The organism is Streptomyces sp. NPDC001351, assembly GCF_042896045.1.
Lineage (GTDB): Bacteria > Actinomycetota > Actinomycetes > Streptomycetales > Streptomycetaceae > Streptomyces.
On record NZ_JBIAWS010000022.1, the window covers coordinates 1 to 14,099 of the forward strand.

Here is a 14,099-nt window from a genome sequence, read left to right on the forward strand (position 1 = left end):
CTTGTAGTGGATCCGCAGGCCGTCCACCTCGACGAACCGGGAATCAGGCTGGGGCTCGGACCAGGTACTCATAATGGATACACTGTTACCGATATGGTGACCGTGTCAAGTGGAAGTCCCCGCGTGTTACGGCCACGGTGATCTTGAGCGAGGAGATGGCTCAGCGGGTACGCCGCGCTGCCGGTCGTCCGCCGGTTCCGCCGGAACGGCTGGGCACCACCGCAACGGCTGGCACGAGACCAAAGCTGCGTGCTGCCACGCGCCCCCAGATGGCCCCGGAATGCCTCGTGCGTTCAGGTCACCGGAGATCGTTCGCGCAGATTCTCCAGCGCTCACCCGCTGGAAGATCTCCTGCACGATTTTGGCTGGACCAGGGTCAGGCACGAGCTGACGGCGCTTGCCGATGATCTCTACGACGGACGGTGTAGCCGTTGCGGTCGGCCCAACGACGCCCAGAGTCTTCCTGCGTGTCGGTGGACTGCTTGCGCACGTAGAGGTCTATGAGAGGCTTGACGGCCATCGGGGTGGTGCTCCCTTAGTGCTCGGATTGCGCCGCCCCCTGGCCGCAGGGCATCACACCGTCCGGCGACGGCCGCCCGGCCAAACGCCCGGAACTCCTGCCGTACGAGGGCCCGGCGGCATAGGACGCCGGGGGCTGAAATTTCGCCGGCCGGGGCTTGCTCTTTCAGCCCGTCCGGCGTTTGAGGACGAGGCCGTTCAGGCCGAAGCGGGGGTCTGGGGGCGCAGCCCCCAGGGACGGGAAGGGAAGGGGCGGCGGGGGCGAGAACCTTCCGGCCGGAGCCCCGGCGTGACGCAGGTCTCGTAGGTTCCGCCGAAGACACCCGTGGCGCTGGCCTGCACAAACCGCCAGTAGAATCTGGACACGTGACTTCTGCGCCCGCCAAGCCCCGCATCCCGAACGTCCTCGCCGGACGCTACGCCTCCGCCGAGCTCGCCACGCTCTGGTCGCCCGAGCAGAAGGTGAAGCTGGAGCGGCAGCTCTGGCTCGCCGTGCTCAAGGCCCAGAAGGACCTCGGCATCGAGGTGCCGGACGCGGCGATCGCCGACTACGAGCGGGTCCTCGACACCGTCGACCTGGCCTCGATCGCCGACCGCGAGAAGATCACCCGGCACGACGTGAAGGCGCGGATCGAGGAGTTCAACGCCCTCGCCGGGCATGAACACGTGCACAAGGGCATGACCTCCCGCGACCTCACCGAGAACGTCGAGCAGCTGCAGATCCGGCTCTCGCTGGAGCTGATGCGCGACCGCACGGTGGCGGTCCTGGCGCGGCTCGGCAAGCTGGCGGGCGAGTACGGCGAGCTGGTCATGGCCGGCCGCTCCCACAACGTGGCGGCGCAGGCCACCACCCTCGGCAAGCGCTTCGCGACCGTGGCCGACGAGCTGCTCGTCGCCTACGGCCGGGTCGAGGAGCTGCTCGGCCGCTACCCGCTGCGCGGCATCAAGGGCCCGGTCGGCACGGCGCAGGACATGCTGGACCTGCTGGGCGGCGACGCGGGCAAGCTGGCCGACCTGGAGAACCGGATCGCCCAGCACCTCGGCTTCTCGCAGGCGTTCACCTCGGTGGGCCAGGTCTACCCGCGGTCGCTGGACTACGAGGTCGTGACCGCGCTGGTACAGCTGGCAGCCGCCCCCTCCTCGCTGGCCAAGACGATCCGCCTGATGGCCGGGCACGAGCTGGTGACCGAGGGCTTCAAGCCGGGCCAGGTCGGCTCCTCGGCGATGCCGCACAAGATGAACACCCGCTCCTGCGAGCGCGTCAACGGCCTGATGGTCATCCTGCGCGGCTACGCGTCGATGACCGGCGAGCTGGCCGGCGACCAGTGGAACGAGGGCGACGTGTCCTGCTCGGTGGTGCGCCGGGTCGCTCTGCCGGACGCGTTCTTCGCGCTGGACGGTCTGCTGGAGACGTTCCTGACGGTGCTGGACGAGTTCGGCGCGTTCCCGGCGGTCGTGGCCCGTGAGCTGGACCGCTACCTTCCGTTCCTGGCCACGACCAAGGTGCTGATGGGTGCGGTGCGCGCGGGCGTGGGCCGTGAGCTGGCGCACGAGGCCATCAAGGAGAACGCCGTCGCCTCCGCCCTCGCGATGCGCGAGCAGGGCGCCGAGCGCAACGAGCTCCTGGACAAGCTGGCCGCCGACGAGCGCATCCCGCTCGACCGCGCCCAGCTGGACGCGCTGATGGCCGACAAGCTGTCCTTCACGGGCGCCGCCGCCGACCAGGTCGCCGTGGTCGTCGGCCACATCGAGGAGATCGTCAAGCAGCACCCCCAGGCCGCGGGCTACACGCCGGGGGCGATCCTCTGACCCGCTTCACCGCGGCGGAACTGGAGGCCGCCCGCGACCGCCTCGTCCCGGACGTGGTCGCGGACGGCCTTTCTGTACTCTTCTGCGGCATTAATCCTGGCTTGATGACGGCTGCTACGGGACATCACTTCGCCCGCCCCGGCAACCGCTTCTGGCCGGTGCTGCACCGGTCGGGCTTCACGCCCAGGCTCTTGAAGCCGTCGGAGCAGAGCGAGTTGCTGTCGTACGGGCTGGGCATCACGAACGTCGTGGCCAGGGCCACGGCGCGGGCCGACGAGCTCGGTCCGGAGGAGTACCGCGAGGGCGGACGGCTGCTGGCGCTGAAGGTTGCGCGGCTGCGGCCGCGCTGGCTGGCGGTGGTGGGAGTCACCGCGTACCGGGCGGCGTTCGACAACCGCAGGGCCCAGGTGGGGCCGCAGGAGCGGACGTTCGGCGAGACGCGGGTGTGGGTGCTGCCGAATCCGAGCGGGCTGAACGCGCACTGGACGGTGGAGACGATGGCCGAGGAGTTCGGGAGGCTGCGGGTCAGGGCGGGTCTGCCTCAGTGACCATGAGGAGGAGTCCGGGCTCCTCCTCGGTGTCGCGGTCGGCGACGGCCGGGTTGACCCAGCGTCCCGTGCCCAGATCGTCCGCACTCGGCCAGGGGCCTGTCCATGTGATCCAGTAAAGCGGCCGGCACTGACAATTGGCGACGTGTCAGGCGTCCCGGCGCCGTATGCTCCACGCCCCCGCCAACAGCGCGGCCGCCGTCCAGAGCCCCGTCACCGCAAGCCCCGTCCACGGTCCGAGGGCACCGTCCCATGTCGCGTGGAACACCACCTGTCCCGCCCGGTCCGGCAGGACGTCGGCAACGGAGCCGGACATGTCCCCGACGACGAAGGACACGATGAGCAGGAACGGGATCAGGATGCTCAGCGTGGCGACGCCGCTGCGCAGCACGGCCGTCAATCCTGCCGCGAGCAGCGCCATCAGCGTCAGATAGACGGCGCAACCGAGGACTCCGCGCAGTTCCTCGCCCCAGGTCAGGCCGTCCGCCTTCGTCCCGAGGACAGCCTCGCCGACGACCAGGCTCACACCTCCCGTCACCAGTCCCACCACCAGGACGGGTATGGCGACGGCCGCCACCTTGGCCGTGAACCACCGGCCACGCCGCGGTACCGCGGCCAGCGTGACGCGCAGGGCGCCGCCCCGGAATTCGGACGAGACGGCGGTCGTGCCGAACGCGATCGCCGCGATCTGCCCGAAACCGACGCCGAAGAACACCGAGAACAGCGGGGCGGAGGACGCCCCTTCAGTGTCGGCTCCGGCGAGCGCCGAGAACGCGGCGGTGGCGAGCAGGACGGCGGCCAGGCAGCCGACGAGTGAGCGCAGCGTACGGATCTTCAGCCACTCGGAGTGGAGTACGGGGGTGAAATCCACGGTCAGGCCTCCTGGTGCCGTGCGGTGAACTCGGCCTCTGCGCCGGTCAGATCCAGATAGGCCTGCTCCAACGTGCCCTCCTCCGCCGCGAGTTCCAGCAGCGGCACACCGGCGGCGGAGGCGAGGCGTCCGATGTCGTCCACGCGTGCGTGGTCGACGATCCAGTGCCCCTCCTCGTGCTCGACGGCGTCGTGTCCGTGCCGGGCGAGCGCGCTCTTGAGCGCCGTGGGGTCGGTCGTCCGGATCCGCACACGTGGCTGCACGCGCGCGTCGATGAACTCCCGCATCGGGGTGTCGGCCAGCAGGCGTCCGCGTCCGAGGACCACGAGGTGGTCGGCGAAGGACGCGGTCTCGTGCATGAGGTGGCTGGAGACCAGGACGGTACGGCCCTCACCCGCGAGCCGGCGCAGCAACGCGCGGATCCAGATGATGCCTTCGGGATCGAGGCCGTTGGAGGGTTCGTCGAGCATGACCACCGCCGGCTCGCCCAGCAGCGCGGCGGCGATGCCCAGGCGCTGGCGCATCCCGAGGGAGTACGTCTTCACACGGCGCCGTGCCACCGATGCGAGGCCGGTCTCCGCGAGCACCTCGTCGACCCGGCGCTGCGGGATGCGGTTGCTCGCGGCCAGCACGAGCAGGTGGTCCCGGCCGGTACGGGAACCGTGCGCGGCCCGGGCGTCGAGCAGGGCGCCGACGTGGCGCAGGGGTTCGTGCAGTGCGGCGTAGGGGTGGGCGCCGATCGTGGCGGAGCCGGAGGTGGGCCGGTCGAGGCCGAGGACGAGCCGCATGGTGGTGGACTTTCCGGCGCCGTTCGGGCCGAGGAAGCCGGTGACACGGCCGGGGCGGACGCTGAAGCTCAGGCCGTCCACGGCGCGCCTGCTGCCGTACTCCTTGGTGAGGTTCTGGACGTCGATGCTGGTCATGGCAGCAGCCTCGCCGCTCGGGCGGCGTGATCTCCTCCCCCGCCGGTGGAGAGCGGCTCCCCCGCGCGAGGGAGGCCCATTGTCAGTGGCCGCTGGCACGATGACGAAATGACCCGCCTTCTGCGCCCGTTGCTCCGGGGAACGACCTACACACGGCTGCTGCATCTGTGGGTGCCGATGCTCGTCGTCAGCGTGTGGCTGTTCATCGACATGTCGACGCCCTGGGTGCCAGCGGCTGCCCTCCTCCTGGTCGGGCTCATTCCTGCCGTGCGGATGGGCGAGGGCGTGCAGGCGCGGCTGCTGCTGACGCCGGGCGAGCAGGATTCGGGGCTCTCCGTGAACCCGTCCGCGACATGGCGGGACCGGCTGCGGACCGTGCTGTGGCTCGAGGTGCGGATGGGGCTGGGCGCGGTGGCGATGGCGAGCTGCGTCTGGCTTCCGGCCCTGGTCTACGAGCTGGTCCGCATCGCGCTCGGCCACGCACCGGGCGACGCCGTCCCCCTGCTGGGCGGGGCCCAACCCCACTGGGCGTACGCCCTGTTGGTGCCCTTGCCGCTTCTCGCCCTCTACGGGGCCGTGGTCGGCCTGGGCGAGCTGATCACCGCGATCGCCCGCCGGCTCCTCGGCCCGTCCGCGGCGGAGCGTCTGGCGGCTCTGGAGGAGCGCACGGATCAGCTCCTGGAGCGCAACCGCATCGCGCGCGAGCTGCACGACTCCATAGGGCACGCCCTCACGGTGGCGGTCGTGCAGGCGGGCGCGGCCCGCGCGGCGGGCGACCCCGAGTTCACCGACCGGGCCCTGGATGCCATCGAGGACACCGGGCGTGCCGCGCTGGAGGACCTGGAGCGCGTGCTCGGCGTGCTGCGCGAGGCGGAGCGGCCGGTGAGCAGCCGTCCGACGCTGGCCGAGGCGGACCGTCTCCTGGAGTCCGCGCGCACATCCGGAGCGAAGATCGACACGGAGGTGTCCGGTCCGCTGGAGTCGATACCCGGCCCGGTCTCCCGTGAGGGCTATCGCATCCTCCAGGAGGCCCTGACCAATGTGCTGCGACATGGGGATTCCGTCCCCGTGCGCGTCCGTATCGAGGTCACGGACAGCGCGCTCGCCCTGGAGGTGCGCAACCCGCTGACCGCCGCCATACTGGGGCCCGGACGAGGCAGCGGGCTGCGCGGGATACGGGAGCGCGCGGCGCTGCTGGGCGGCCGCGCGCGGACCGGCCCGGACGAGGGTGACTGGCAGGTACATGTGGAGCTCCCCTTGAGTTGATCTACGCTGGCCGGATGCCGGTGACCGTTCTTCTCGTCGACGACGAACCCCTCGTACGCGCCGGTCTGCGGGCCGTGCTGGAGGCACAGCCCGACATCGAGGTCGTCGGGGAGGCGGCCGACGGCGCGGCGGTGATCCCCCTGGTGCGACAGCTGCGGCCCGACGTGGTCGCGATGGACGTACGGATGCCGCTGATGGACGGCATCGAGGCCACACGCGCGGTGCTGCGAACGGTCGACGATCCGCCGAAGATCGTCGTCGTGACGACGTTCGAGAACGACGAGTACGTCTACGAGGCGCTGCGGGCGGGCGCCGACGGGTTCCTGCTGAAGCGGGCCCGCCCGGCCGAAATCGTGCACGCGGTGCGCCTGGTCGCCGAGGGCGAGTCACTGCTGTTCCCGGCGTCCGTACGGCAGTTGGCCGCCGAATACGGCGCCGGCGACGGAAACCGGGCCGCCCGCGCCACGATGGACCGAGCCCGCCTGACCGAACGCGAGGCCGAGGTGCTGCGACTGATGGCCCGGGGCCTGTCGAACGCCGAGATCGCCACCCGGCTCGTCGTAGGCACGGAGACGGTGAAGTCGCACGTCAGCGCCATCCTGGCCAAGCTGGGTGCACGCGACCGCACCCAGGCCGTGATCGCCGCGTACGAGTCAGGCTTCGTGGCCCCGGGCTGATCGAGCGCCCCAAAGGGGCGCGGGGCAGAGTCCATATGCGGCTCCGGGGTCCCCCCGCTCGAGCGCAGCCGAGAGCGGGGGAGCAACCAGCCACAACGACGCGGCAGACGAAAGACGACCCATCGCGGCACCGCCAAGCGGCACAACCCAGCGGAGCGACCCGGTACGATCCGGCCAACACGCGCACGAGCTGGGAGGACGGGACGTTGGGGCGGCTGACCGGCGGGGATCCCTCGCTGCTGCGAAGGATCAACTCCGCGGTGGTCCTGCACGCGCTGCGTGCCACGGACGCGGCGACACTGACGGAGATCACCCGTGTCACCGGGCTGTCCCGGCCGACCGTCGAGGGCGTCGTCGAGGGGCTCATCGAGGCGGGTTACGTCGTCGAGAAGGCGGCCGACGAGAGCGTGGCGCGACGGCAGGGGCGGCCCGCGCGGCGCTTCCGGTTCCGGGCCGAGGCCGGGCATCTGCTGGGCCTGGACATCGGCTCCCACCGGGTCGCCGCGCTCCTCGCCGACCTGGACGGTCGGGTGCTCGGCTCGGTCGCCAAGGACGTCGACGAGACGGCTCCGGCGGACGAGCGCCTGGAGCGGCTGCGCACCGCGGTGGCCGAACTGCTGCGCCGGGCCGGGGTCGCACGCGGCTCGCTGCGGGCCGTAGGGGTCGCCTCACCCGGCATCGTCGAGGCCGACGGCACGGTGCGGCTGTGCGCGGCGCTGCCGGAGTGGACGGGGCTGCGCCTCGGCGAGCGGCTGAGCCGGTCCTTCAAGTGCCCGGTGCTGGTCGAGAACGACGCCAACGCCGCGGCCGTCGCCGAGCACTGGAAGGGCGCGGCCACCGAGTCCGACGACGTGGTGTTCGTGCTGGCCGGGCTGAGCCCTGGAGCCGGTTCGCTGATCGGCGGGCAGCTCCACCGGGGGTACGGCGGGGCGGCCGGGGAAATCGGCGCGCTGCATCTGCTGGGCCGCGAGGTGACCCCCGAGACACTGCTGTCCACCACGGACGAACCACTGCACCCGCTCGACGAACAGGCCGTCGCCGAGGTCTTCGCACAGGCCCGCGAGGGCGACCAGCGGGCCCGCGCGGCCGTCGACCGCTTCATCCAGCGGCTCGTCCACGACGTGGCCGCTCTGGTCCTCGCGCTCGACCCGGAGCTCGTCGTCGTCGGCGGCTGGGCGGCCGGCCTGGACGGCGTCCTTGCGCCCCTGCGCCGCGAGTTGGCCCGCTACTGTCTGCGCCCGCCGAAGGTGGCCCTGTCGCTGCTGGGCGAGGCGGCGGTGGCGACGGGCGCGCTGCGGCTCGCCCTGGACCACGTGGAGGAGCAACTGTTCGCGGTCGAGGGCACGGTGACGGCGCGGCGCTGAGCCGGCGGCGCCGCAAAGGGCTGTGCCCCGGAGGAGTTCCGGGGCACAGGAGGTCCGGCGAGATTCAGGAGGCCTGGCGCTCGGGCCCCTGGTGGATCTCCACGCCGCCCGAGTCACCGAAGGTCAGCCGGCAGGTGTCCGCGCGGTAGGTGGCGACGGAGAGTGCCGCGGTGCGGCCGTCGGCGAGGAAGCGGGTGGTGACCACGAGGACGGGCGCCCCCGGGAGGCGGTCCAGTTCCTTGGCGTCGTCCGCGCGGGCGGAGCCGAGCTCGACGGCGCTCTCCCGGCCTTCCAGCTCAAGGCGCTGCAGCTCGCGCAGCACGGCACGCGCGCGTGCCGGTCCGGACGGCGCGTCTATGGCGGAGAGGTCCGGCACCGAGGACGCCGGGACGTACAGCAGTTCCGCGGCCACGGGCTGACCGTGGGAGACGCGGGAGCGGCGCACCGTGTACACGGTCTCCTCGGGGCCCGTCCCCAGTGCGGCGGCGACGGCCGCGGGCGGCGCCGCGGGAGTGCAGTCGACGGCCTGCCAGTCATCCCCGGAGGTCCCCGGCCAGGCCTGCTGCTCGGTGCCGACCGCGACGCCCACACGCGGCGGGGCGACGGTCGTCCCGACACCGCGGCGGCGCTGCAGCCTGCCTTCCAGTTCGAGCTGCTCGAGGGCCTGCCGAAGCGTGGCGCGCGCGACGCCGAAGCGGGCGGCCAGATCGCGTTCGTTGGGCAGGATCTCGCCCACGGAGAACTCGGAGTCCAAGGCCTCACTGAGCACGGTCTTGAGATGCCAGTACTTCGGTTCCGGCACCGATTCCAACTGCGTGGTCCCCACCCTGTCCTCCGCAATCGCCGTGGTCCGGCGGCGTTTTAGCGCCCTTGTTTATTAAAGGTTGTTGCACTTATCTGCGACCATAGGGCGGCCCAAACCCTTGGTCAAGACCAATCCTGGAACCCATGGGCGCGACAGGGGCACTCGCAGCACAGGGTTCACACTCTGTTCGTACGGCACCGTCCCCGTCGCCTACGCGGAGGGCAGCGAGAGCAGCTTGTCCGGGTTGCGGATGACGTAGAGCGACTGGATGCGCCCCTCGAAGACGTCCACCTGGAAGACGCTGTCCGGCTTGCCCGCGGACAGCACGACGACCGCGAGGCCGCCGTTGAGCTCCATGAACCGGAAGGACTGGTCCGGCACGCCCTTCTGGGCGGCCCCGACGAGGAACCGGCCCACCTTGTCGGCGCTCTCCAGGACCCGCAGCGGCGCCTTGGACTTGCCGCCGCTGTCGCCCACCAGTCGCACGTCGGGCGCCAGCAGCGCCATGAGCCCTTCCAGGTCCCCCTCCGCCGCGGCGGCGAGGAACCGTTCGGTCAGCTCACGGCGGCGGCCGGGGTCGACCTCGTAGCGCGGCCGCCGCTCCTCGACATGCTTGCGGGCCCGCCCGGCGAGCTGGCGCACCGCCGCCTCGCCCCGGTCGAGCATCACGGCGATGTCGGCGTACGGGTAGCCGAATGCCTCGCGGAGCACGAACACCGCCCGCTCCAGCGGCGACAGCGACTCCAGGACGACGAGGACGGCCAGCGAGACGGAGTCGGCGAGCACGGCCCGCTCGGCGGTGTCCGGGACGGTGTCCCCGAAGTCGGTCACATAGGGCTCGGGCAGCCAAGGGCCGACGTATGCCTCGTTGCGCGCCTTGATCTGGCGCAGCCGGTCGATGGCGAGGCGCGTGGTGATGCGCACCAGGTAGCCGCGCGGCTCGCGCACCTCGCTGCGGTCGGCGCCGGACCAGCGCAGCCAGGCCTCCTGGACCACGTCCTCCGCGTCGGCCACCCGCCCGAGCATGCGGTAGGCGACCCCGAGGAGGACGGGTCGGTGCTCTTCGAAGACGTCGGTCTCGGTGTCGGTGGTCACGGCACCATCCCATGCGACGCGTCCGGACATGTCCAGGAGAAATCCATGTGTCCCGGAGCAGAATGACCCGCGGGCCGCCGGCGGTCGGCGGCCGGAGTTGCGGAGGTGGCGATGCGGTACGCGGTTCTGGGCACGGGCGACGTCGGCCGCACGCTCGGCGGCAGGCTGGCGCGGCTGGGCCACGAGGTGACGCTGGGCTCGCGCACGAAGGACAACCCCGCGGCCCTGGAGTGGGCGCGGAGCGCGGGTGCGCGGGCGCGGGCCGGCACGTTCGCGGAGGCGGCCTCGTCCGCCGAGGTGGTGGTGGTCGCCGTCGGCGGGCGGGTGGCGCTCGCCGCGCTGGAGGCGGCCGGTGCGGCGAATCTGGACGGGAAGGTCGTCGTCGACGTCTCGAACCCGATGGCGTTCGAGGAGGGGCAGGTGCGGCTGTCTCCCGTCGAGTCGGACAGCGTGGGCGAGCAGATCCAGCGCGCCTTCCCGCACGCGCGCGTGGTGAAGACGCTCAACACGGTCAACTCCAGGGTGATGGTGGATCCCGCGCTGGTGCCGGGCGAGCACCAAGTCTTCGTGTGCGGCGAGGACGCGGGCGCCAAGGAGCAGGTCAGGGGCATGCTCGGGGAGTTCGGGTGGCCGCCCCACCGGGTGCTCGACCTGGGCGGCATCCGGTCGGCCCGCAGCGTGGAGATGCTGCTGCCCCTGTGGCTCGATCTCTTCCGGCATCTCGGGCACGCGGAGTTCAACCTGGAGGTGCGCAGGGGCCGTTGAGAGCGGTACGGCCGGGAGGTCTGCCACCACCAGGGGCTACCCGTCGGTAGCAATTGCTGACAAGCTGTCTACACGGCGTCCGCCGGCGAGCCCAGACGAGGAGCACCCCCATGTCCGCCACCGTCTCCTTCAAGGTCCCCTCTCCAGGGGGCCCGCAGCCCGTGACCGTCTCCTACGCGCGCGTCGGAAGCGGCGAACCGCTGCTCCTGCTGCACGGCATCGGTCACCACCGGCAGGCCTGGGACCCGGTGGTGGACATCCTGGCGACCGAGCGCGACGTGATCGCCGTGGATCTGCCCGGTTTCGGCGTCTCCCCGGCCCTGCCGGACGGGCTCTCCTACGACCTGTCCACGACGACGGCCGTCTTCGGCGCGTTCTGCGAGGCGCTGGAGCTCGACCGTCCGCATGTGGCGGGCAACTCGCTCGGCGGTCTGCTCGCCCTGGAGCTCGGCCGCGAGCAGCTCGCGCGGTCCGTGACGGCCCTCTCCCCCGCCGGGTTCTGGTCCGAGGCCGAGCGGCGCTACGCCTTCGGCGTGCTGCTGGCCATGCGGCACATCTCCCGGCGGCTGCCGCTGCCCCTGGTGGAGCGGTTGTCCCGCTCGGCGGCCGGCCGCACCATGCTGACGAGCACCATCTACGCCCGTCCGGGCCGCCGTTCACCCGAGGCGGTGGTCGCCGAGACGCTGGCCCTGGCGCAGGCGACGGGTTTCGACGCGACCCTGCGGGCCGGCAGCAGGGTCCGGTTCACCGACGACATCCCCACCGTCCCGGTCACCGTGGCCTGGGGCACCAGGGACATGCTGCTCGTACGCCGCCAGGGGGTGCGCGCCAAGCAGATCGTCCCCCGGGCCCGGCTGGTGCGGCTGCCCGGCTGCGGGCACTGCCCGATGAACGACGATCCGGCGCTGGTCGCCCGCGTCATCCTCGACGGCAGCCGCTGACCCGGCCCGTCTCAGGCTCAACGCGCCCGATCCGAGGGCGACTCCGGCGCCGACCAGCGCACTGCCGACGGCCTGGGCTGCCCCGTAGGAGCCCGTTCGGACGAGCGGGGCCGTGCAGGCGGCGGCGACCGGAATGAGACCGGAGAACAGCGTGGCGCGCTCGGCGCCGAGCCGCTGCATGCCCATGTACCAGCACACGAAACCGACGACGGTGACGACCGCCGCCTGCCACAGCAGAGCGGCGGTCTCGGTGGAGTCCGGGCGCCGCAGCCACGCAGTGCCGTCCGCGAGCAGTCCGGCCGCCGCGGACTCGACCGCTGCCAGGCCGCACACCGTGGCGGACAGCAGCCGGGGGCCCAGGGGCCGCAGAACGGGCACCGCGAGCACGGCGAAACCGACCTCGCCGGCCAGCGCGCAGGCCGAGAAGGCGATCCCCGTGCCGTCCGTACGCCCCCACCCCTGAACCGTGAAGGCGCCACAGGCGACCAGCAACGCGCCGTACAGAACCCGGCGTTGGGGCCGACGGCCCTCCAGGAGCGGGACGGCAACGGCCACCACCACGGGCGCGCAGCCCACGAAGACGCCGGGCACCGCCGGTTCCGCGGAGCGCTCAGCCGCGATGACGGCCAGGTTGAAGCCGACCATCCCGACGGCGGCGAGCAGGGCGAGGCGGGCCCACTGGCGGGGCGCGAGCCGCCGCAGCCGCGCCGACGCTCCCGCGCCGGCCAGCGGCAGAAGCAGCACACAGGCGAGGCCGTAGCGCAGGAACTGACCGCCCGCGTACGGGTAGCGGCCGAGGACGCTGTTCGCGGTGAAGGACCCGCCGACGAGGACACAGGCGAGGGCGGCGAGGAGGGCTCCGCGGGTGGTGGTGGCGTTCATGGCAGCGACGCTAGGCAGCGGTGCGGTCCGGTTTAAGGTCCATTTCCATGACGTCATCGGAGACCAATCAGGCCGGCACTCCCGCCTGGGAGCTGCTCCTGCCGGCCGCTTCCGCACCGGCACGCACGCGTGGACGTTCGCTGCAGGCGGCGCTGCGTGAGGCGGTGCGCAAGGGGAGGCTCGCGCCCGGGACCCGGCTGCCGTCGAGCCGGGATCTCGCCGCCGATCTCGGGGTGTCGCGGGGGCTGATCACCGAGGCGTACGAGCAGTTGACGGCGGAGGGCTATCTGCGCAGCGGGCGAGGTGCGGGCACCTGGGTGGGAGGCACGGTGCGGGCCGCGCCGCCCCGCGCGCGTGATCTCGCGCCGCGCTCCCCCGGCGCGCATGCCGACTTCGTGCCCGGCACACCGGATCTGTCGCTGTTCCCGCGCGCCGCCTGGGCCGCGGCGCAGCGCGCGGTCCTGGCCGAACTGCCCCACCAGGACCTCGGCTATCCCGACCCGCGCGGGCTGCCCCAGCTGCGCACCGCCCTCGCGGAACTGCTGGCGCGCCGCCGGGGCGTGGTCGCGGATCCGGAGCGGATCGTGGTCGTCTCCGGGGTGGCGCAGGCGACGACGCTGCTCGGATTCGCGCTCCACGCGCGCGGGTTGCGCACGGTCGGCGTCGAGGATCCCGGCAGCCCCCAGCACGACGCGCTGTATGCCTCGGCCGGTGTCACCACCGTGCCCGTGCCCCTGGACGGGGAGGGGATCGTCGTCGGAGCGCTGCGGGACTCGGGCGTGCGGGCCGTCGTGACGACGCCCTCCCACCAGTTCCCCACCGGGATCGCCTACTCCGCGCGCCGCCGCGCCGAACTGCTCGACTGGGCGCGGTCCGCGGACGGGCTCGTCCTGGAGGACGACTACGACGGCGACTTCCGCTACGACCGTGCCCCCGTGGGCGCCCTGCAAGGACTTGACCCGGAGCACGTGGCCTACACGGGCTCCGTCAGCAAGTCACTCGCCCCAGGCCTGCGACTGGGCTGGCTGCTCGTGCCGGAGGCGCTGGCCGAGGAGGTCGTCGAGCGCAAGCGCACCATGGACCTCGGCCATCCCGCCCTCGACCAGGCGCAGTTCGCCCGCTTCGTCGAGCGGGGCGACTACGACCGCCAGCTCCGCCGCTGCCAGCGGGCTTACCGCGAACGGCGCGACGCGCTCGTGGCCGCGCTGCGGGAGCACTTCCCGGGCGCGGAGGTCGCCGGGATCGCGGCGGGACTCCACGTCATCGTCCGGCTGCCGGAGCGGTACGGGCCGCCGGAGCGGTTCCTCGATCGGGTGACGGCGGCCGGAGTGGCCGTGCGCGGGCTGGCGGACTACACGCACAGGCACGTCGGGACCGGGGACGTACAACTGGTTCTGGGGTACGCGCATCGGCCGCCCGCACGCATCCGGGACGGCATACGGCTGATGGCCCAGGCCACCGCCGTATGACCATCGGCCGACCGGCAGATGGCTCAATCCTTGCGTCGACGGGGCCACCGATACCGCACACCAGTTCCCTTGCTTCAGTGGCCAGTTGTTCACTTGTGGTTTCCGTGTGCGCTGCGGCGCCCGAGTAGTTGTGGCACCGCACACTGGCCGGATCCCGTCCTGGAG

13 protein-coding genes and 1 pseudogene are annotated in these 14,099 nt (G+C 72.2%); 8 read left to right on the forward strand and 6 right to left on the reverse strand.

Translation table 11 applies throughout. The features are described 5' to 3' along the window. Positions 1 to 126: 126 nt before the first annotated feature. Positions 127 to 384 (reverse strand): recombinase family protein, encoded by a 258-nt coding sequence (locus tag ACFY1U_RS46670; RefSeq protein WP_390700174.1) that lies wholly within the window; start codon positions 382 to 384, stop codon positions 127 to 129. A gap of 501 nt (positions 385 to 885) precedes the next feature. Between ACFY1U_RS46670 and purB the strand changes: the two genes are divergently transcribed. Beyond that, positions 886 to 2,328, forward strand: a complete 1,443-nt coding sequence (purB, locus tag ACFY1U_RS46675) for an adenylosuccinate lyase (RefSeq protein ID WP_390700175.1) — start codon at positions 886 to 888, stop codon at positions 2,326 to 2,328. Further along, the gene (gene mug / locus ACFY1U_RS46680; protein WP_390700296.1) at positions 2,325 to 2,876 is read left to right on the forward strand and encodes a G/U mismatch-specific DNA glycosylase; all 552 of its coding nucleotides are present in this window, start codon (positions 2,325 to 2,327) and stop codon (positions 2,874 to 2,876) included. The genes purB and mug overlap by 4 nt, the downstream gene beginning before the upstream one ends. A 148-nt stretch (positions 2,877 to 3,024) precedes the next feature. On the opposite strand, the gene ACFY1U_RS46685 is transcribed toward mug, so the two are convergent. After that, positions 3,025 to 3,747 carry an ABC transporter permease gene (locus ACFY1U_RS46685; protein ID WP_390700176.1) on the reverse strand — a complete coding sequence of 241 codons (723 nt, stop codon included), beginning with the start codon at positions 3,745 to 3,747 and terminating at the stop codon, positions 3,025 to 3,027. A 2-nt stretch (positions 3,748 to 3,749) separates the two neighbouring features. Continuing rightward, positions 3,750 to 4,670, reverse strand: a complete 921-nt coding sequence (locus tag ACFY1U_RS46690; RefSeq protein WP_390700177.1) for an ABC transporter ATP-binding protein — start codon at positions 4,668 to 4,670, stop codon at positions 3,750 to 3,752. A 108-nt stretch (positions 4,671 to 4,778) separates the two neighbouring features. Here ACFY1U_RS46690 and ACFY1U_RS46695 point away from each other — a divergent pair, with 108 nt between their 5' ends. The 3 genes from ACFY1U_RS46695 (at position 4,779) to ACFY1U_RS46705 (ending at position 7,977) form a co-directional block, all read left to right on the forward strand. Next, the gene (locus tag ACFY1U_RS46695) at positions 4,779 to 5,936 is read left to right on the forward strand and encodes a sensor histidine kinase (protein ID WP_390700178.1); all 1,158 of its coding nucleotides are present in this window, start codon (positions 4,779 to 4,781) and stop codon (positions 5,934 to 5,936) included. A gap of 14 nt (positions 5,937 to 5,950) precedes the next feature. After that, the gene (locus ACFY1U_RS46700; protein ID WP_390700179.1) at positions 5,951 to 6,613 is read left to right on the forward strand and encodes a response regulator; all 663 of its coding nucleotides are present in this window, start codon (positions 5,951 to 5,953) and stop codon (positions 6,611 to 6,613) included. A 206-nt stretch (positions 6,614 to 6,819) separates the two neighbouring features. After that, positions 6,820 to 7,977: an ROK family transcriptional regulator gene (locus ACFY1U_RS46705; protein ID WP_390700180.1), complete on the forward strand. Its 1,158-nt coding sequence runs from the start codon at positions 6,820 to 6,822 to the stop codon at positions 7,975 to 7,977. A 64-nt stretch (positions 7,978 to 8,041) separates the two neighbouring features. Here ACFY1U_RS46705 and ACFY1U_RS46710 read toward each other — a convergent pair whose 3' ends face one another. Together ACFY1U_RS46710 and ACFY1U_RS46715 are read right to left on the reverse strand one after the other, a co-directional pair. Beyond that, positions 8,042 to 8,803, reverse strand: coding sequence for a GntR family transcriptional regulator (locus ACFY1U_RS46710; protein ID WP_390700181.1), 762 nt, complete (start codon positions 8,801 to 8,803; stop codon positions 8,042 to 8,044). A gap of 189 nt (positions 8,804 to 8,992) precedes the next feature. Next, the gene (locus ACFY1U_RS46715; RefSeq protein ID WP_390700182.1) at positions 8,993 to 9,877 is read right to left on the reverse strand and encodes an RNA polymerase sigma-70 factor; all 885 of its coding nucleotides are present in this window, start codon (positions 9,875 to 9,877) and stop codon (positions 8,993 to 8,995) included. A 111-nt stretch (positions 9,878 to 9,988) separates the two neighbouring features. Between ACFY1U_RS46715 and ACFY1U_RS46720 the strand changes: the two genes are divergently transcribed. Both ACFY1U_RS46720 and ACFY1U_RS46725 read left to right on the forward strand, forming a co-directional pair. After that, the gene (locus ACFY1U_RS46720; RefSeq protein WP_390700183.1) at positions 9,989 to 10,642 is read left to right on the forward strand and encodes an NADPH-dependent F420 reductase; all 654 of its coding nucleotides are present in this window, start codon (positions 9,989 to 9,991) and stop codon (positions 10,640 to 10,642) included. A 110-nt stretch (positions 10,643 to 10,752) separates the two neighbouring features. Continuing rightward, positions 10,753 to 11,583, forward strand: coding sequence for an alpha/beta fold hydrolase (locus tag ACFY1U_RS46725; protein WP_390700184.1), 831 nt, complete (start codon positions 10,753 to 10,755; stop codon positions 11,581 to 11,583). 93 nt (positions 11,584 to 11,676) lie between these two features. On the opposite strand, the pseudogene ACFY1U_RS46730 reads toward ACFY1U_RS46725, so the two are convergent. Further along, positions 11,677 to 12,522 (reverse strand): annotated as a pseudogene (locus tag ACFY1U_RS46730) (DMT family transporter); the annotation flags it as partial. Here ACFY1U_RS46730 and ACFY1U_RS46735 point away from each other — a divergent pair. After that, positions 12,513 to 13,934 carry a PLP-dependent aminotransferase family protein gene (locus ACFY1U_RS46735; protein ID WP_390700185.1) on the forward strand — a complete coding sequence of 474 codons (1,422 nt, stop codon included), beginning with the start codon at positions 12,513 to 12,515 and terminating at the stop codon, positions 13,932 to 13,934. The pseudogene ACFY1U_RS46730 and the gene ACFY1U_RS46735 sit on opposite strands and share 10 nt — an antisense overlap. Positions 13,935 to 14,099: the final 165 nt, after the last annotated feature.

Excerpts from the sequence above, each read along its gene's own strand:
- ACFY1U_RS46695 (WP_390700178.1), top strand. The coding sequence starts at position 4,779 with ATGACCCGCCTTCTGCGCCCGTTGCTCCGGGGAACGACCTACACACGG.
- ACFY1U_RS46735 (WP_390700185.1), top strand. The coding sequence starts at position 12,513 with ATGACGTCATCGGAGACCAATCAGGCCGGCACTCCCGCCTGGGAGCTG.
- ACFY1U_RS46725 (WP_390700184.1), top strand. The coding sequence starts at position 10,753 with ATGTCCGCCACCGTCTCCTTCAAGGTCCCCTCTCCAGGGGGCCCGCAG.
- ACFY1U_RS46690 (WP_390700177.1), bottom strand. The coding sequence starts at position 4,670 with ATGACCAGCATCGACGTCCAGAACCTCACCAAGGAGTACGGCAGCAGG.
- ACFY1U_RS46700 (WP_390700179.1), top strand. The coding sequence starts at position 5,951 with ATGCCGGTGACCGTTCTTCTCGTCGACGACGAACCCCTCGTACGCGCC.
- ACFY1U_RS46720 (WP_390700183.1), top strand. The coding sequence starts at position 9,989 with ATGCGGTACGCGGTTCTGGGCACGGGCGACGTCGGCCGCACGCTCGGC.